Raw genomic sequence first — 17414 nt, forward strand, 5'->3', positions numbered from 1 at the left:
GGTGGGTCGTCTCCTGTTCGAGAGTCAGGTGGAATGCAGATCCTTCCGCTGCCGTCACTGCCGCGCCAAAACGGTCAACTCCGCGTCGTGTCCGGCGGTCCAGGCGAACGGCAGCCCCGAGTGGATCAGATACGCGCCGCCGTAGCGGGTGCCGGTGGCGGTGTCGGTGTAGACGGCGTCCGGCCTCAGGCCGCGCAGCCGGAGCCGGGCGGCCCGGCCGGGCACCAGGGGCGCGCCGTCCAGCGGGCCGGTGTTCCAGGCCGTCACCACCAGGCGGGCTCCGCCCGGTTCCTCGTACTGGATGCCGCAGGTCGGGTCGTCGGGGCTGCCGAGCAGGCTCACCTCGCCATGGTGGACGATGTCGCGGATCTCCTTGTAGCGGGCGATCCACTCGGTGGCCTCCGCGCGCTGCCGCGGCGTCCAGTGACGTATGTTGGCGCCGATGCCCAGGACTCCGGCGATGGAGTTGACGAACCGGAAGGCCAGGGAGCGGGGGCGCGGGTCGAAGACGCCGGGGGCGTCGGTGACCCACGAGCTCATGGTGTGCGGGGCGTGCGCGTGGAGATAGCCGTACTGGATGCGCAGCCGGTCCATGGGCGCGGTGTTGTCGCTGGGCCACATCACGTCGGTGCGGGCGACGGTGGCGTGCTCGACGCGGGCGCCGCCGCCGGCGCAGCCCTCGACGGTGACATGCGGGTGGGCGGTGCGCAGGTGGTCCAGGACGCGGAGGTAGCCGGCGACGTGGCCGGCGTCGAGGTCCTGTCGCTCCGGGTCCTCGCCCGCCGGGTGGCCGGGGCGGCCGCGCTCGGTGGGCGGCCGGTTCATGTCCCATTTGAGGTAGCTGATGGCGTACGAGCCGAGCAGCCGGTCGAGGGTGCCGATGACGAAGTCCTGGACGTCCTCGCGGCCGAGGTCGAGCAGGAGCTGGTTGCGTACGAGTGTCGCGGGACGGCCCTCGGTCCGGTACACCCACTCGGGGTGCTCGGCGTAGAGCCTGGAGCGGGGGCTGATGCCCTCGGGCTCCACCCACAGGCCGAAGTCCATGCCGAGGGCGCGGACGTCCTCGACGAACCGGTCGAACCCGCCGGGGAATTCGGCCGGGTCCGGGTCCCAGTCGCCGAGACCGCCGGTGTCGTCGGGGCGTCCGGTGAACCAGCCGTCGTCGACGACGAAGAGTTCGGCGCCCAGTTCCGCGGCCGTCTTGGCGAGTTCCAGCTGCCCGGCGGCGTCGACGTCGAAGCCGGTCGCCTCCCACGAGTTGTAGAGGACCTTGCGCGGCCGGTCGATGCGCTCGCCGGTGAGGTGCCGCTCGTAGCGGTGCCACACGCGGACCAGCCCGTCGAGCCCGTCCGGGCTGAAGGCGCAGGCCAGCCGGGGCGTGACGAGGGTGGCGCCGGGGGCGAGGCGGACCGCGCCTTCGTGGGGCACCCGGCCGGCGCGCACCCGTACGGCGCCGCCGGGCTCGGCGTCGGCGCTGATCCGCCAGTTGCCGGACCACTCCAGGGCGATGCCGTACGTGGGGGTGGCGCCCTCGGCCGGGGCGGCGGCGTCCTGGACGGCGAGCCAGGGGTGGTACGCGTGCCCGGCCGAGCCCTGCGTGCTCTCCATCTCGAAGCGGCCGCGCTCGAGCTCCACGTGCTTCAGCTGGAACTCCTGCGACCACTGGCCGGCCAGGTACGTCAGCCGCGCGCCGCCCTGGACAGGGACGTTGACGGCGGCGGAGTCGAAGCGCTCCAGGCGCACGTCGCTCTCGCCGGTGCAGGTGAGCTCGGTCCAGCGCAGGACGACGTCGGTGCCGGGCACCGTCTCGTAGCGGAGCGTCGTACGCAGCCCGAGGACGTCGTCGGTGAACTCCAGACGCAGCGCCCGGTCTCCGTCCTGCGTGGCGCCGGTGAAGTGCCACCAGCTGCCGCGGTCGCCGCCGGGGCGGGAGGCGACCAGGTCGGCGCCGGTGAACGGCCGCAGCCCGTACGGGATGTACTCGGCCGGGGCGGCGTCGGCCGGGGTGATGAAGTGGGTGCGCCGCGACCAGTCCATGGGCGACGGCCCGACCTCCGCGCCGTGCGGCCCCCAGGCGGCGAGTTCGGCCCAGCGGCCGTCGCCGCCGAGGGTGACGGCGTAGGTGGTGGTGTCGGTGCGCAGCAGCCACCGGTCGTGCACGGTCACTTGACGGCTCCGAGGTTCAGACCGGCCACGAAGTGGCGCTGGAAGCGGAGGAAGACGGCCACCGTCGGGGCGGCGGCGATCACCGAGCCGGCCGCGATGACGTTCCACATGGACACGTACTGGCCCTGCAGCCCGATGAGGGAGGCCGTGATGGGCATCTGGGTGTCGGTGCGCAGCACCGTGATGGCCCACAGCAGGTCGTTGAAGATCCAGGTGAACGACAGGGCGGTCAGCGCGGCCAGGGCCGGGCGGGCCAGCGGCAGGATGATCCGCCAGTAAATCTGCCACGGGCTCGCGCCGTCGATGACGGCGGCCTGCTGGATCTCTCCGGGGATCGCCCGCATGAAGCCGTGCAGGACGAAGACGTAGAAGCCGACGCCGAAGCCGACCTGCACGCCGATCAGCGCGTAGAGCTGGTCGTAGATGCCGAGCACTTCGCTGAGCTTGGAGACCGGGATCAACAGGATCTGCGGGGGCAGCAGGTTGCCGCCGAGCATGAGCAGCAGCAGGACGCGCCGGAAGGGCAGGTCGTAGCGGCTGAGCGCGAAGGCCGCCATGGAGGCGAGGCCGAGCGAGAGCAGCACGGTGGGGATGGTGACCAGCATGCTGTTGATGAGGGCGCGCTGCTGGCCGCCGTCCAGCCACGCCTGGTGGAAGCTGTCGAAGGTGAACGAGTGCGGCCGGCTGCCGACGCCGTGCGCGGCGATGTCGTCGAACGTCCGGGTGCTGGTGACCAGGACGAGGGCGATCGGCAGCAGCCACAGCGCGGACAGCAGGCCGGCGGTGAGGTGGAAGCCGGTGGTGCGCAGGGCGCGGCCGCTCAGGACGGGGCGGCGGGGCACCGCGACCTTGGCGTGGCCGGGCTGGCCCGCCGGCCCATCGGCGTCCTTGACATGCGCGGTGGCCTGGGTTGCGGTCATCAGTCGGCCTCCCGGAAGGCGCGCACGAGGTAGCTCGCGATGACGCCGAAGGCCAGCACGAAGATGACGACGGCGAGCGCGGAGCCGTATCCCAGGCGCAGGGACTGGAACGCGGTGGAGTACATGTAGGTGCTCAGCAGTTCGGAGGAGTGGTACGGGCCGCCGCGGGTGAGCGCCCACACCACGTCGAACGAGCGCAGCGAGTCGATGACGATCACCGACAGGACGACCGCGTTGACGCTGCGCAGCTGCGGCAGCGTGATGTGCCGGAACTGCTGCAGACGGGTGGCGCCATCCACCTTGGCCGCCTCGTACAGCGCGGGGTCGATGCCCTTGAGGCCGGCCAGGTACAGCACCATCACGTACCCGACCTGGCGCCACAGCGCGGGCACGATGACCGCGTAGAAGGCGGTGTCCTGGTCGGCGAGCCAGGCGTGCTTCCAGCCGCCGAGGCCGATGGCTTCCAGCACGTTGTTGATCAGGCCGTCCGGCTGGTACATGGCCTGCCACACCAGCGCGGTCGCGACCAGCGAGAACACCACCGGCAGGAAGAGCGCCGCACGGTAGAACCCGATGCCACGCCGCTCCTGCTGGAGCAGCAGCGCGGCACCGAGGCCGAGGCCGGCGGAGAGCCCGCCGAAGAGCAGCAGCCACAGCACCGTGTTGATCGCGGCGGTGCGGAAGACCGCGTCGTGCAGCATCTCGCTGAAGTTGCCGAGGCCGACGAACTTGGGGGCCGCCAGGCCGTCCCAGGAGGTCAGGGAGAGGTAGAAGCCCTGGAGCGCCGGCCAGAAGACCCAGAACGCCTCGGCGAGCAGCGGGACGAGGACGAAGGCCAGGACCACCGGGGGCACCCGCGTGGCCCTGGACCGTCGTGTGGAGCCGATCAGCGCCATCGTCACTGGCTCCAGATCTTCTGTGCGCTGCGCTGCCACGTGGTGAGGATGGAGCCGATCTCCTTGGGCTTGGCCAGGTAGTGCACGAGCGCGGTGTCGGCGGTCGGCTGGAGCGCGTCGCTGGAGTCCCGGTTGAAGAACTGCGTCACGTCGGTGGCGCTCTCGATGAGCTTGCGGCCCTTGAGGACCAGCGGGGTGCCGGCGTCCTTGGCGTCCGGGTGCGTGGGCAGCGCGGTGCCGGACGAGTTCTTGAGGTACAGCTCCTGCGCCTCGGCGGAGGCGAAGTAGCGCAGCAGTTCCTTGACGCCGCCGGCGCGCCGGGTGCGGGCGCTGGCGAAGTAGCCGTCGGTGGGCGCCTCCTCGGCGACCGGCACCTTCGGATCGATGATGGGGAACTGGAAGAAGTCCAGGTCGCCCAGGGCGTCCTTGGGTGCGGCGTCGGCGAAGAAGGTGCCGATCAGCATCATGCCGGTGCGGCCCTGGAGGAGCGCGGTGGTGGCGTCCTGGAAGGGGATCGCCGTGCCGTTGGGGTCGAAGTACGGGCGGGCCTGGTCCCATGTGTCGAAGACCCTGCGGACCTCGGGGTCGTCGAAGCGGTGCTTGCCCGCGAGGAGTTCGCGGTGGTACGTGGCGCCATTGACGCGGATGTTGAGGTAGTCGAACCAGGTCGAGGCGACCCAGGGGGTGTCGCCGCCGGCGCCGAGGCCGATCGGGGCGACACCCTTGCTCTTGAGCTTGTCGCACAGGTCGAGGAACTCGTTCCAGGTCTTGGGCTCCTTGACGCCCCACTTGGCGAAGTTCGACTTCCGGTAGAACACGCCCCACCAGTAGTAGCTGGTGGGCACGAAGACCTTCTTGCCGCTGGAGGCCGAGGTGCACAGCTTCTTCAGCGCGTCGGAGTAGCCGGAGAGCTCGGGCTTCTCCCAGATGTCGTCGAGTCCGAGGAGCAGGTCCTTCTTGGCGTACGACTCGGCGACGGAGCCGGGGTACCAGGTGTAGGCGTCCGGCGGGTTGGCCGAGGTGAGGTAGGTCGGCAGCTGCGTGCGGAACGTCTCCGACGCGACGGTGTTGAGCTGCGCCTTGGCGTCGCCGCGCTTGTCGAAGGCGGCGACGACCGCCTGCATCGCGGCCTTGGCCTGCGGAGAGGAGAGGTTGGACTGCAGGGTCACCGGGCCGCCGGACTTTCCTCCGGAGGCAGACGGGCTCTGGGTGACGCAGCCGCTGAGCAGCGCGCCGGCGCCGACTGCGCCGGCTCCTACGAGAAATCTGCGGCGGTTGGCGTTGAAGGCGGTCATCTATGCACTCCCTAAGTGCCCACGGAACGGAGCTGAGGCCCCCTGACGGCCCGGCTCTGCCTGCGGCAGGCACAGCCTGTCGCAGCGGTCCGGACACCGTCAAGATTAATTACTAATTTATTTCGCGGAGGGTGTGCCTCCGGGCCGAACAAGTCCCGGAGGCACACCTCTTGGTGCTGGGTGGTGAGAGGCGAGAGGCGAGAGGCGAGAGGCGAGAGGCGAGAGGCGAGGCGGAACGAGCGCGCGGAGCTCAGAGCTCGGTCTGGTGGACGCGGCCGTCCACCCCACGGAAGGCGGCCAGCACGCCACCGTCCGGCCCTGCGGCGGCACCGAGCGCGCCGTCGAAGGCACCGCTGACGAAGTCGGCGTCCTTGCTCCAGCCGGCCCAGCCGCCGTCGGCGGTCCAACTGCGCGTCCAGAGCGTGTAGTCCCCGGCCCGCGCGTACAGGTGGACGGTGCCGCCGGAGGCCACCAGGGTCGGACTGCCACTGGTCGTGCCGCCGAGGGCCGCCCAGTCCGACCAGGTGCCGGAGGTGTCGCGGGTCCGTGACCACACCGAGTCGTCGGGGGTACGCACGGCCACGTGCAGCCGCCCGGCGTCGTCGACGACGGCCGACGGACGTCCGTAGATCGGCCGGCCCTGCGGCGCACCGAGCGAGGTCCAGCCGGAGGCAGCGCCGCGCGACCACACACTGCCGTCCGCGCCGCGCGCGAACAAGGTCCAGTCGTCCGGCCCCGCGAAAGCCGCGGTCGGCGCGTCCGTCAGTGTCCCGCCGAGGCTCTGCCAGCGCCCCCAGCGCCCGTTCGCGTACACACGCCGGTAGGCGGTGTCGTCGGTGCCGCGCACGAAGACGTCGATCCGTCCGCCGGCCGAGGGGTACGCGGCGGGCTGGCCCAGGATGCGGCCGCGCGTCGGGCCACCCAGATCGGTGCTCCGGGACGTGGCCCAGTCACCGCCGCGCGCGGTCTGCGCGCGCAGCGCACCGTCCGCGCCACGGGTGAAGACGGTGAGCGTGTCGCCGTCGCGCACCAGGGCCGGGCTCGCCGACGAGCGGCCGGGAAGCTCGGCGCCGGGGGCCTCGTCGGTGCCGGTCAGTTTGAGGAAGGCCGTGCCGTGCGCGGGGACACGCACCGTGTACGAGCCGGTGAAGGTGGAGCGCGAGGCACGCGCCCGCAGGTCGCGCACCGCGACCTTGCCCGCGAGGCCGGTGTCCGCGAAGGTCACCGTGCGGTCCTGCGCCTGGTCGGAACGGTTGAGCAGGACGACCGCCCGCTTGCCCGCGCCCTTCAGCACCTTGCTGTAGACGTCACCGACCGAGTCGGTCGCCACGCGGACACCCTGGATGCCCAGCGGGTCCTGGTCGACGGCGATGATCTCGGGGTTGCGCAGGGTGTCGATCATCGACCGCGGCAGGGTGCGCGGGTCACTGCCGAGTACGAGCGGCGATGCCATCTCGGCCCACATCACGAACTGTGTGGTGGACTCCTCCTCCGTCAGCTCGTAGCCGCCCTCCGCGAGCTTGCGCATGGGGATGAGGTAGTCGGGGTCGTTCCAGTGCCCGGGCCCTTGAGCCTCGGGGTGCCAGGCGTTGGCATCCATGTTGCGCAGGATGTTCGGCCACTCCCCCGCGGTGGGGGTGCCCCAGGCGATGTCGGTACCGGTGCGCCAGGAGTCGGCGGTCGTCGGGCCGTAGACGAAGGTGTTGTGCGCGTCCCGCTCGGGGGTGTGCGGCATGCCCCAGTCGTCGGTGAGCGGGTTGCACAGGTTGAGCAGCATCTTCCGCCCGGACTTGGCGACGGCGTCGCTGAACTCCTTGAAGGCGGGGCCCGGGTCGAGCCCCGCGCCGATGCCGCAGAGGAAGTCCACCTTGATGGCGTCGACCTTCCACCCGGCGAACTGGCGGGCGTCCGCCTCGTAGTGGCCACGGCTGCCCAGGCCGCACCACTTGCCGCCGTCGTACTCGCCCGCGTCGGTGTAGATGCCGGCCTTGAGGCCGCGCTGGTGAAGGTACGTCACCAGCGCGGGGATACCAGAGGGGAAGCGCGTGGGGTTGGCCACGAGCCGGCCCGTCTCCGGGTCGCGCGGCTGGTCCGCCTGCCAACCGCCGTCCAGCCAGACGATGTTGTAGCCGCTGTCACGCAGCCCGCTGCTGACGAGGTGGTCGGCGACCTTCTTGACCTGGCTCTCCGTCGGGGCGCCGAGCCCGTAGTAGGTGTTCCATCCCATGTACGGCGTGGGGGCGAGGCCGCTGTCGTAGTACTGCGGCGCGTCCTGGTCGTCCGCGGCGTGTGCCACCGGAACCACCGAACCGACCAGCACCACGGCTCCGAGCGCCGCCGCGGTCCGCCTCAGTCGCGCCGTCCTTGCACGATGCGAAGCCACTGAATTCTCCCGAGAGTTGGGGGTACGGGGCACCCCGCTCCGGTCGTACCGGGCGCCGGTGCCACGGCGGAAACTGTGGCCGGGCCCCCCAAGCCTGTCAATATTAATTGCTAATTAACTTAAAAACGGGATCTCGCGGTGACGTAGCCACCGCCCCGGGACGGTTTCCGGGGTACGGCCACCGTCTGCCCGAGGCCGCGGACGTCGCCGTACGATGACTGATGCCGCATCCGCGGTAACCCGCGCGAGCCGCCGGAATACGCGGTGCCGGACCAGTCAGGCGCCGCGCAACCGCCGATCATGGACGGAACGCCGTGCGGTCCCCGTGCTCCAGATCCTGGCGCCGGCGCTCGGAGGCCGGGCCTGGCAGCCCTGGGCCGCCGACAATCCGTCCCCGCGGCGGCCGACGACCGCGGGCCCGGCTGGTCGGGCGCGGAATTGTTTGGAACCCTCACGCGCTGATGAAGCCAGAGGGCATGGGGTGCCACAGATGCGTGAGCCGAGCAGCCCGAGTGACCGAGGCGACAGACTATTGGAGGGCCGAAATGGCAGCGCAGACGCAGCGGGCGGTACTGGCGGGCGGATGCTTCTGGGGGATGCAGGACCTGATCCGCCGGCTCCCGGGCGTGACAGCGACCCGGGTCGGATACACCGGGGGTGACGTGCCGAACGCGACGTACCGTAACCACGGCACCCACGCGGAGGCCATTGAGATCCTTTTCGACCCCGAGAAGACCGACTTCCGCGCGATCTTGGAGCTCTTCTTCCAGATCCACGACCCGAGCACGAAGAACCGCCAAGGCAACGACATCGGTCTCAGCTACCGCTCGGCGATCTACTACGTGGATGACGAGCAGAAGCGGATCGCCGAGGACACCATCGCGGATGTGGACGCCTCCGGACTGTGGCCGGGCAAGGTCGTCACCGAGGTCGAGCCGGTCGGCCCCTTCTGGGAGGCCGAGCCCGAGCACCAGGACTACCTGGAGCGTTACCCCGACGGCTACACCTGCCACTTCCCGCGCCCGGGTTGGCGGCTGCCCGCCCGCGCGGAGGGCTGATCGCACGGAGGGCTGACCGCGCGGGGACTGACCGCGCGGGGGGCTGACGAGTCTCGGGCTTCGACGACGCCTTCGCCTCCGGCCGCGTTCCGATCCGCAGGGTCGTCCGGGCCGCCCGGACGCTACGCGACGTGGCGGCGCCCTGAAGGGGCGGGGGCGGAGCCGAGCGGCGCGGTCAGCCCTTGACGATCGTGCTCTCGACACCGGGAAACCCCTTGTCCCACCAGTGTCCGTAGCGCCGGTAGACGGCTGGGTCGCGGTCGGCGAGCAGCGAGGACAGTTTCGCTGCCTCCTCGGTCAGACCTTGCCACGCAGCCTTGCCCAGTTTTCGGAAGGTGGTCAGTTCCAGCCCGCCGTCGGCCGCGCGCCACACTCCGGCGACCTGCCCGTCGACGAGCAGGCAGGGCAGCATGTCGCCATTGCGCCGGACGACCAGCGGCCGGTACTCCTGGGGCAGGACGCGTCCGGGGACGGCGTGGGCCAGCAGCGTGCTGTCCCACATCGGCAGCAGCCTCGGCGGCGTCGGGGTGTCCTCGGCCGGCACGGTGGCGCCTGCCAGGTCGAACAGGGCGGCGCGGCCCGGACCTGTCACCCGCACGACCTGGTCTCCGAGTTCGTGCAGCGCCTGGGTGATTCCTGGGCGCCCCAGCAAGGTGAACCGGGCGAAGTCCTGGGCCGAGGCGGGTCCGAACGCTCGCAGGTAGGCGAGCAACAGCCGCTGCACCCCGGCTGCCGCGTCCTGTGGCGCGGACCCAGGAGCCGTGGGTGAGGCGAGGTAGGCGTTCGGCTGGGTGAACGACCAGGGGCCGCCGGTCGGCACATGATGTATCGGCGCGTACGTCCGCAGCGCCCACCACACGCGGTGCGCGTGCTCGCCGAACCGCCGCGTGATCTCCTGCTCCACCTCGGCGCCGGTGCGGGGTCGCGCCAAGAATGCGGCAAGCTTGGGGAGCAGCGCGTCGGCGTCGGCGGGGGTCAGCTCTATCGAGGTGAAGCGGCGGTCGTACAACCGCGACGCCCGCAGAGTGCTCAGCATGGCGGCGTGGTAGGGCGCGTAGTCCTCGGCGTGGACGGCGTGCAGCGTGATCCGCATGAGGGTCGCCTTCACGATCCGGCGATCCGCGAACGCCGCATCGAGATCTTCAGGAGCGAAATCCTGCAAGCGGTTCCACAGTGCCAGATACGGCGACGCCGGTGTCTGCGCCTGCAAGGCGCAGACCCGGCGGACCGCCTCGGCCACATCAAGGCGCCTGCGTGCGAGCAGGAGTTGACGGTCCAAGGTGGCCAGGGCGAGCTGTCGCGCGGTGAACGGCATGGCCGGATTATGGCGCCCCCGCCGCAGTCGCGGGCACCAGCCGCCCGCTCCGGTCCCGGCCGCCCCGCCGGCCGAGGATGCCCACCGCTCCTTCATCCTTGCCAGTGGCATCCCGTCTCTGCGCCGGTCTGCGTCATGGGGTCATGACATGATCACCTCCATGTCCGCTGCATACTGGCCAGCCGCTCTCACGACGACTCGTCTGGAACTGGGGCCCGTCCAACCAGCTGATGTGCCAACGTTCGTGCGCCTGTGGACCGATCGTGACGTGCGCAGATACCTCGGCGGCCCGGTGAGTGACGACGTGGTGCGGGTGCGCCGGGAGAAGTGTGTCGGCGCGGTCGGCTTGTTCAGTGTGGTGAGACGTGAAGACGGTGCCGTCCTCGGCTCGGTGTGGGTGGAGCCGGAGTCACGTGGTGGTCGCACCGAGGTGTCGTATCAGCTGGCGCCGGAATACTGGGGCTGCGGTTATGCCCGCGAGGCAGTCGCCGCCGTAGTTGCCTGGGCTCTTGCCGAGGTGCCGGCGGCTGTCCCGGGGATAGTCGCGGTGACCCAAGCGGCCAACGACACCTCCCGGCGACTTCTGGAAGCTCTTGGCGCCACCCAGATCGACAGCTTCGTCGAATGGGATGCGCCACAGGTGCTGTATCTCTTTGCCGGCAGTGGGGCTCCTCCGCGGGGTGGGCAGTTGACGTGACGGCGGATCAACGTGCCAGAGATCCAGGGGCGGCTCACGGGCTCGCGCATCACCCGGCCCGGCCCGGCCCGCAGTCGGACCAGGACCTCGACGGCAGGCCGCACAGGAGCGCCGACTCGGCAGCCACGCGGGCGATCGGGCGGTCCGGCAGCGCCGTACGAAGCGAGCCGGCCCTCGGAGGGGGGCAGCGGGGCATTGCGGTCGGTCACAGGCGGTTCCTAGCGCCAGGGATCGAGGGCGTGCTTGCCACGGGTCTGGCCCGCTTGGAGTTTTTGCAGCACTGCCGGCCCCTCGGCCAGGGGGTATACCTGGGGGGTGCCGGGCGGGTACACGCCTTGGGCGATGAGTGCCTGGATCTCGACGAGCAACGATCGGTAGATGGACGGGGCTGTGGCCGCCAGCGCACCGATGTGCAGTCCCTTGACTTGGACCTGGTGGGTGAAGACCAGGTCGTGAGTGGTCAGACTGGCGTCACCAGATGCGGCACCGAACACGACGACGCGTCCGGTGAAGGGTTTGGTGACCGACAGGCTGACCTCGAACGTGGCCTGTCCCACGGATTCCAGGACCAGGTCGACCCCACCGGTCAGCCGGGTGATCTCCGCGGTCAGATCGGGGCGTCGGCTGTCGAGGACCTCATCTGCGCCGAGTGCTCTGACGGTGCCGTGCTTGCCCGGTGACGCCGTGGCGATCACGCGCGCACCGTAGTGGCGGGCGAGGCGGACGGCGGCCTGCCCCACGCCTCCGGCCGCGGCATGAACGAGCACCGCCTCACCCGCCTTGATCTCGCCCAACGGCTTCAGTGCCGCCAATGCGGTTGCCCAGTTCAGCACCAGGCCGAGAGCTTCCGCATCGCTCCAGCCGGAAGGGACGGGAAGTGCACCCGCGGCGGGCATCGTCATGTACTGCGCGAAGGCGCCCGGGCCGGCTCCGATGACGTGGGAGCCGGCTGGGAGCGGGCGCACGATGTCCGGGCCGACGCCCACGATCTCGCCGGCGGCTTCGAAGCCCGCCACATAAGGCGCCTGAGGGCCTCCTCCGTACGTTCCATGGGTCTGCATGACGTCCGCGTAGTTGACCCCGGCGGCGCCGACTCGGATCAGGTACTCGCCGGGTCCTGGGCTGGGCCGTCGCTGACCGGTGGTGAGGATCAGATCCTTCGGCCCCCGGTCCGACCGCTGGACCAATGCCCGTACCGTCTGCTCAGCGGTGTGTCGCTGCTCGTTGATCTCCATGCACCGGAACGTAGGAGCCTCACACTGACGTCAAGGTCAAGCCGCGGTCATCGATCGGTCTGGCGAGCCTCGCGCAGGTAGGCGTCGAGTGCCGCCTGCTGATCGCTGAGACTGGCGATGCGTACAGCGAGCCGATCGCGATACCTCCGCACCTCCTCCAGGAACTCCGAGCACACCGCATCCGTGCCGGCGTCGGTTCCGTCAGCGAGGTGAGGCAAGACTTCCTTGATCAACCGCACGGGCAGCCCGGACTCCAGCAGCGAGCGGATGACGCGAACCCGGTCAATGGTGGACCGGCAGTAGTCACGGTACCCATTGCTGCATCGGCCAGGGACGATCAAGCCCTCGTCCTCGTAGTAGCGCAACGACCTCACACTCACGCCGCTGACTCGGGAGGCTTCGCTGATCCTCATACCTGGACGCAACGTCCAGGCGCTCCGCGATCTTCCAGCGCTCTTCGCCAAGGGGAAGAAGCTGCCTCCCCGGCCCTCGAATCCTGACCCTTACAAGCCCGCCGGTGGTGGCACGGGGTGCGGGTTCCGCCCACACGACCGATGAGTTCCGCCTCGCCGCGTCGTCTGCATGTTAGGAACGTCCCCCTTCCACACCTGCGGGAGGCCCGAGATGAAATGGCAAGGAGCGTGCACACCGTGGACCAGGAGAGCGTGAGCGCCACCCTGACTGTCGCCGTGCCCGCCGCGAGGGTGTTCGCAGTGCTGGCGGACCCGACGACCCATTCTGCGATCGATGGCACCGGCTGGGTTCAGGAACCTGTCGACCGGGCGCCGCTGACTGAGGTGGGGCAGATTTTCCGGATGGACATGTACCACGCCGACCATCCGAACGGTCACTACCAGGTGGTCAACAAGGTCCAGGTGCTCGACCCGCCGCGCGCCATCGGCTGGCTGACCGGGCAGGACAAGGGCGACGGTCACCTGGAGTTCGGCGGCTGGATCTGGCGTTACGACCTTGCGCCGCTCGGTCCGTCCGAGACTGGGGTCACGCTCACTTACGACTGGTCGGCGGTGCCGCAGTACATCCGCGAGCGCGGCATCCAGTTCCCGCCGTTCGGTCCTGAGCATCTCATCAACTCGCTGCACCACCTGGCCGAGCTTGCCGCACCGACGTCCCGGGCCTGGACGCCCGGCAGTTAAGTCCTGCCTCGCGCTTTCCCCAGCCGTGGGACTGCCTTACGGACGTCGGCGTGCTGCGGACCGGTTGCCTTCGATTCGACCGCATCCCGCGTGATCGGCGTGGAGCCCGCAGCCGGTATGCCGGCCAGCGCCCCGGATACGCTCCCCTACGCCTGGGCGGCGATCCGCGCGCGTTTGGTGCGGCGCTGACCACACCCCGGCCTGATGCCAGTCCCGCTGCCTCCGCCAGCACGTGCTGCCCGAGCCGTCCCCCAACTCCTGGGGCAGCAGGAACTCCCAGAAGGGGTCCCCGTGCCCCAACTCTGTGAACACTGGAGCGGAGAGTCCACCCGGCACCGCCGCAACTTGAACACGCCTGCTGCTCCAGGCAGGGCGGCTGGGAGCTGAACCGCCGATCAGCTGACATGGGTGGCGATGGTCCGCGCACACTCCAGGGACTCCGTATGCGTTGTGTCCACTTCCAGGTCGTAGATCACGCCCTCGTGGACCACATCCGCCTGCAACGAAGCCATTCCCTGGACCCGGTCTCCTCGTGCGACCTCACGGCCGGCGGCGACCGACCTCTCACACCTGACGCCCACCCACAGCACGGCCAGATCGCCAAGTGCCTTCTGCCACCGCTTCTGGGACGCCGCTCCGCCGAGGAAGACCTCATCGATGACGACCCTGGCGCCGGCACGGGCCATCGCCACCACGCCCTCCATCCATGCCGCCTCCAGCGCCCTGAAGTCCGCCCCGACGCTCACCACGCCGTCCGCCGCGATCTCGATCCCCTCGTCCGACGCCTGCATTGTCGCGGGCATAGCGTCGACGAAAGAATCGACACCGAACGCCAGCCACGGATCCGGAAGCACAGCCTGCAAGCATCGGACGATCCCGGACTTTCCCGAGCTGGAACCACCGTTGAGAATGATCATCTGAGTCGTCACCGCGCCACAGTAGGGCGCCTCCCCCACGGCACGAAACGAATTTCGGCAGACACTGCTCTGCTGCCGACATCCCGGTGAACGGTCCCGGCGATCGCACCAGCAGGACTCCGTTGGGTCTTTTTCTCGATCTTGGCGTCGCGGGTGTCCTGGCGGACAGGGCACCGAGAAGACCCGCTTCTACGCCGGTCCGCGACCAGCCGACGGCCAGGCGGTCACGATGACCGCATCCTCCCGCAACAGCGTCTTCTGCCAGCAGTTCCTGCAACTACTGGCAGAAGACGCCAACCCGGAAGGGGAGATGAGAACGCCAACCCGGACAGGGAGCTCTGAATCGTCACTGACAACCTGGCCAGTCACAACAGCCTGTCCACCCGGACCTGGCTGTTCTCGATCGGTCCTGCGGTGCCGGTGTACTGGCGCTGTACCCCTGCCGAGGGCCGGCCCTTCTCCACAAAGTCGGGGTCTCATCGACGATGAGAACACCGCCGTCGGCCCGAGGTGTTCGACGGCGTAGGTGCGGACGTCGTCTCGGGCGACATCCGTGTCCCAGCGGGCGTAGCGCAGGAGGCACTGCATCGGCCCGGGCCGGGCATGGCCGGCCCGCCCTATGCGGTGCCGGGACCGTCGAGGAAGCGAAGCAGCACGGCGGCCTCCGCGCGGAGCCGCGCGGCTCGGTCAGCGTGCGCGGGCGCAGTCAACTGCGCTGCAACTTCCAGTCGTTCGGCGGCCTCGGCGCGCACGACATCCACCACACTGCGCTCGCTCAGCTCACACCGCGCTGCCTCGGTGGCGCCGACACCAACCGGCGAATGCTCAAGGGCCATGCCGCGCAGCTCAGCTTCGTCCACGGGCACTGCCTCTGCGTTGTCCAGCGCGGCAAGTGTTGCGCGCAGGGCGCTCACCGCGGCCTTGTCACGAGCGCGCATCGCTTCCGGGAGTGCTTGACGCATACGAAGACGTAGAGACATGCCGGTGACCCTATGGCGTCGCCTCTGGGCCCACAACGCGATATACGTGCAGCACCAGCCGTACCGGCAACTGAGGTGCTACACCTCAGACTAGACCGCGAAGTCGAGCAGCGTGCGAGTGAAGCGCTCGACCTTCCCGTTGGTCTGCGGCCGGTACGAACGGGTGCGTTTGTGGGTGATCCCTGCATTGGCCAACGTGTTGGCCCAGCTCGCATCCACCCCGGCTCCGGCAGGTCGCCCTGGCCCCCGAAGTACTCTTCGTCGATGACAGTGCAAGTCGACCGGATCGCGGCGGAAGTCAGCTTCGCCACGGGGGCATCTCGGCGGCAGCACCTGCACGCGGCGGTCGGAGTTCCGCCCCAGCCGTACCGGAACACCTTCCGGGCCCGAAGCGGAGTGCCGAGCGGGCAGTGAGCAGCCCCCTAAACGGAGCCGCACATCGCGTCGACGACGGCTTTCACCAGGTAGGAAGCTGACATGCAGGCGTACGTGATGACCCGTTACGGGGACGCGAGCGCGATGGAATTGCGGGACGTCCCCGAGCCGGTGGCAGGCGACGGCGAGGTCCTCATTCGGGTACGGGCCGCAGGTCTGAACCCGATCGACTACAAGGTCCGCCAAGGCGCGATGCGGTTGGTGCACCGCCTCACCCTGCCCCAGGTGGCGGGCAGTGAACTGTCCGGTGTGGTGGAGGGGGTCGGCGACGGTGTCACGCGTTTCGCGGTCGGAGACCGGGTGTTCGCCAGGGTGGACAAGAAGAAGCTGGGCGCCTACGCCCCCTACGCCGCCGTCGACGCGGCGCTGGTGGGGAGGATGCCGAAGTCCCTGAACTTCGCCGACGCGGCCGGGCTGCCGCTGGCCGGGCTGACGGCCCTGCAGGCGCTGCGCGACGAACTGGGCGTCACCGCGGGCGACCGGGTGTTCATTTCCGGCGGAGCCGGGGGCGTCGGCACCCTCGTCATCCAACTGGCCGTCTGGATGGGCGCGGAGGTGGCCACCACCGCGTCACCCCGCGGCGAGGAACTGGTCCGGTCTCTCGGGGCCGCGACGGTCATCAACTACCAGAAGCAGAAGTTCAAGGACGTCCTGAGCGATGACGACGGTGCGTTCGACCTGACCGGTGGGCAGGACCTGTCGGACAGTTTCGCCATCCTCAAGCGGGGAGCCAAAGCGGTCTCCATCGGAGGACTGCCCGAGCCGGCCAACGTGCGCGCGGACTTTGGCGCGGCCCCGCTGGTGTCCACCGCGCTGTGGGTGGCCGGGGCCAAGATCCGCCGTCAGGCCAGGAAACGGGGCGTCGACTACCGGTTCCTGTTCATGCACCCCAGCGGACCGGGCCTCGATCTGCTGGCCGACCTGGTCGACAACGGCGAGCTGAAGACGGTGACCGACCGCGTCTTCCCTTTCGAGCAGATCGCCGAGGGCTTCGCCCACCTTGAGCAGGGCCACGCCAAGGGCAAGGTCGTCGTCCAGATGTGAGCCGCACTTCAGGTTCAACTCCAGGAGTGGAGACCGGGTTTCATGCGGCGAGTCGCGGGCGGGTGGCGAAGGGCCGTTACGGCTGGAAGTACTCCGACATCAGGCGGCTGACCCATTCCGGCTGCTTGATGTTCACCGCGCGGAACTCTGCCATCGTCGGCTTCAGGTCGATGACCGGGGTGCCGGAGACCGCATCGAGGCCCACCACCGTCAGTTCGCGGCCGTGGACGGATTCGATGGCGCAGCACGTTACCCCGATGCGGTTCGGTCTGCGGGGGCCGCGGCCGGCGAAGACACCAACGGGCGGGAGGTCGGAGCGGCCGCGGTAGGGGCGGGGTTCGCGGTAGTCGTCGTGTTCCGGGAACTGGTCGAAGATGAAGAGGATCTCCACGTGGGAGAAGCCCTCCAGGCCCTGGAGGCACGCCTCACCGAAGCGCTCGTCGATGGTGATCGTGCTGCGGACGGCACCCCAGTTGTCCGTGTGCTGGACGTCCGTTCGATTGTTCCGGACTGTACCTATCGGTGTGACCTCGAAGCTTGGCATGGCTAGGTTCTATCAATCTGGCCGGCGTCGTGCCCAGATGAGGATGGCCGCGAGGTGGAGTGCGGCCTGGTAGGCGATGGCGAGTTTGTCGCACCGTGCGGCCAGGCCGCGCCACTGCCTGAGCTTGTTGTTTATCTACCAGGACCTGCCAGGCTTGCCGATGGCCTTGAGGGTCTCGGGGCGTTTGACGGTCTTGCCGACGTCGTAGCGGGGTGCCCGGTGTTTGTTCTTGGCACTGGGTGGCCGCCCGGGGCCGGAGCCTTGGGGTTTGGGAACACGGGCCGGGCAGGCGAGGTGAGCGCGGATGTTCCGACCCCTGGAGAGGCTGGTCGTTCTCCGCCGGGTGGGGCACCGACGTGACGCTGAACGTCACGC

Annotated in this window: 15 protein-coding genes and 6 pseudogenes; 5 read left to right on the forward strand and 16 right to left on the reverse strand. The window is 69.6% G+C overall.

What is annotated here, in order from left to right; genetic code table 11:
* Positions 1 to 54: 54 nt before the first annotated feature.
* The 5 genes from ACFVXA_RS28115 to ACFVXA_RS28135 form a co-directional block, all read right to left on the reverse strand.
* The gene (locus tag ACFVXA_RS28115) at positions 55 to 2166 is read right to left on the reverse strand and encodes an alpha-galactosidase (protein WP_390027304.1); all 2112 of its coding nucleotides are present in this window, start codon (positions 2164 to 2166) and stop codon (positions 55 to 57) included.
* A complete protein-coding gene (locus ACFVXA_RS28120) occupies positions 2163 to 3086 on the reverse strand; it encodes a carbohydrate ABC transporter permease (protein ID WP_390027307.1) in 924 nt (307 codons plus the stop codon). The genes ACFVXA_RS28115 and ACFVXA_RS28120 overlap by 4 nt, the downstream gene beginning before the upstream one ends.
* Complete coding sequence (locus ACFVXA_RS28125) at positions 3086 to 3982, reverse strand: sugar ABC transporter permease (RefSeq protein ID WP_362030419.1); 897 nt, start codon at positions 3980 to 3982, stop codon at positions 3086 to 3088. Before ACFVXA_RS28125 ends, ACFVXA_RS28120 begins: the two co-directional genes overlap by 1 nt.
* 2 nt (positions 3983 to 3984) lie before the next feature.
* Complete coding sequence (locus ACFVXA_RS28130) at positions 3985 to 5277, reverse strand: ABC transporter substrate-binding protein (RefSeq protein ID WP_390027310.1); 1293 nt, start codon at positions 5275 to 5277, stop codon at positions 3985 to 3987.
* Positions 5278 to 5527: 250 nt separating this feature from the next.
* Positions 5528 to 7660, reverse strand: a complete 2133-nt coding sequence (locus ACFVXA_RS28135; RefSeq protein ID WP_390027313.1) for a glycoside hydrolase family 27 protein — start codon at positions 7658 to 7660, stop codon at positions 5528 to 5530.
* A gap of 545 nt (positions 7661 to 8205) precedes the next feature.
* Between ACFVXA_RS28135 and msrA the strand changes: the two genes are divergently transcribed.
* Complete coding sequence (msrA, locus tag ACFVXA_RS28140) at positions 8206 to 8718, forward strand: peptide-methionine (S)-S-oxide reductase MsrA (RefSeq protein ID WP_262007061.1); 513 nt, start codon at positions 8206 to 8208, stop codon at positions 8716 to 8718.
* Between the two features lie 175 nt (positions 8719 to 8893).
* Here msrA and ACFVXA_RS28145 read toward each other — a convergent pair whose 3' ends face one another.
* Positions 8894 to 10033, reverse strand: coding sequence for a winged helix DNA-binding domain-containing protein (locus tag ACFVXA_RS28145; protein WP_390027315.1), 1140 nt, complete (start codon positions 10031 to 10033; stop codon positions 8894 to 8896).
* Positions 10034 to 10181: 148 nt separating this feature from the next.
* On the opposite strand from ACFVXA_RS28145, the gene ACFVXA_RS28150 reads away from it, so the two are divergent.
* Entirely contained in the window at positions 10182 to 10730 is a 549-nt protein-coding gene (locus ACFVXA_RS28150; RefSeq protein WP_383901537.1) for a GNAT family N-acetyltransferase, read from the forward strand.
* A 218-nt stretch (positions 10731 to 10948) separates the two neighbouring features.
* Here ACFVXA_RS28150 and ACFVXA_RS28155 read toward each other — a convergent pair whose 3' ends face one another.
* Entirely contained in the window at positions 10949 to 11965 is a 1017-nt protein-coding gene (locus ACFVXA_RS28155; RefSeq protein ID WP_383901534.1) for an NADPH:quinone oxidoreductase family protein, read from the reverse strand.
* 47 nt (positions 11966 to 12012) lie between these two features.
* Positions 12013 to 12378 (reverse strand): MerR family transcriptional regulator, encoded by a 366-nt coding sequence (locus ACFVXA_RS28160; protein ID WP_362030308.1) that lies wholly within the window; start codon positions 12376 to 12378, stop codon positions 12013 to 12015.
* A gap of 237 nt (positions 12379 to 12615) precedes the next feature.
* Here ACFVXA_RS28160 and ACFVXA_RS28165 point away from each other — a divergent pair, with 237 nt between their 5' ends.
* Complete coding sequence (locus ACFVXA_RS28165) at positions 12616 to 13119, forward strand: polyketide cyclase (protein WP_383736783.1); 504 nt, start codon at positions 12616 to 12618, stop codon at positions 13117 to 13119.
* Positions 13120 to 13308: 189 nt separating this feature from the next.
* On the opposite strand, the pseudogene ACFVXA_RS28170 reads toward ACFVXA_RS28165, so the two are convergent.
* The 5 genes and pseudogenes from ACFVXA_RS28170 to ACFVXA_RS28190 all read right to left on the reverse strand — a co-directional run.
* Positions 13309 to 13398 (reverse strand): annotated as a pseudogene (locus ACFVXA_RS28170) (IS5/IS1182 family transposase); the annotation flags it as partial.
* Positions 13399 to 13514: 116 nt separating this feature from the next.
* Positions 13515 to 14048: a chloramphenicol phosphotransferase CPT gene (cpt, locus tag ACFVXA_RS28175; protein WP_390027318.1), complete on the reverse strand. Its 534-nt coding sequence runs from the start codon at positions 14046 to 14048 to the stop codon at positions 13515 to 13517.
* Between the two features lie 368 nt (positions 14049 to 14416).
* A pseudogene (locus ACFVXA_RS28180) lies at positions 14417 to 14645 on the reverse strand (transposase); the annotation flags it as partial.
* Between the two features lie 8 nt (positions 14646 to 14653).
* Entirely contained in the window at positions 14654 to 14974 is a 321-nt protein-coding gene (locus tag ACFVXA_RS28185; protein WP_362030417.1) for a hypothetical protein, read from the reverse strand.
* A 144-nt stretch (positions 14975 to 15118) separates the two neighbouring features.
* Positions 15119 to 15208: pseudogene (locus tag ACFVXA_RS28190) on the reverse strand (integrase core domain-containing protein); the annotation flags it as partial.
* 84 nt (positions 15209 to 15292) lie between these two features.
* Between ACFVXA_RS28190 and ACFVXA_RS28195 the strand changes: the two are divergent.
* Positions 15293 to 15430, forward strand: a pseudogene (locus ACFVXA_RS28195) (AraC family transcriptional regulator); the annotation flags it as partial.
* A gap of 63 nt (positions 15431 to 15493) precedes the next feature.
* On the forward strand, positions 15494 to 16495 hold the full coding sequence (locus ACFVXA_RS28200; RefSeq protein WP_390027321.1) for an NADP-dependent oxidoreductase: 1002 nt from the start codon (positions 15494 to 15496) through the stop codon (positions 16493 to 16495).
* Between the two features lie 76 nt (positions 16496 to 16571).
* On the opposite strand, the gene ACFVXA_RS28205 is transcribed toward ACFVXA_RS28200, so the two are convergent.
* The 3 genes and pseudogenes from ACFVXA_RS28205 to ACFVXA_RS28215 all read right to left on the reverse strand — a co-directional run.
* Positions 16572 to 17039 carry an SAM-dependent methyltransferase gene (locus ACFVXA_RS28205; RefSeq protein WP_350845742.1) on the reverse strand — a complete coding sequence of 156 codons (468 nt, stop codon included), beginning with the start codon at positions 17037 to 17039 and terminating at the stop codon, positions 16572 to 16574.
* Between the two features lie 12 nt (positions 17040 to 17051).
* Positions 17052 to 17168 (reverse strand): annotated as a pseudogene (locus ACFVXA_RS28210) (IS5/IS1182 family transposase); the annotation flags it as partial.
* A 6-nt stretch (positions 17169 to 17174) separates the two neighbouring features.
* A pseudogene (locus ACFVXA_RS28215) lies at positions 17175 to 17357 on the reverse strand (transposase); the annotation flags it as partial.
* Positions 17358 to 17414: the final 57 nt, after the last annotated feature.

It is taken from the genome of Streptomyces sp. NPDC058246 (assembly GCF_042881985.1).
In the GTDB taxonomy this organism is placed as follows: Bacteria; Actinomycetota; Actinomycetes; order Streptomycetales; family Streptomycetaceae; genus Streptomyces.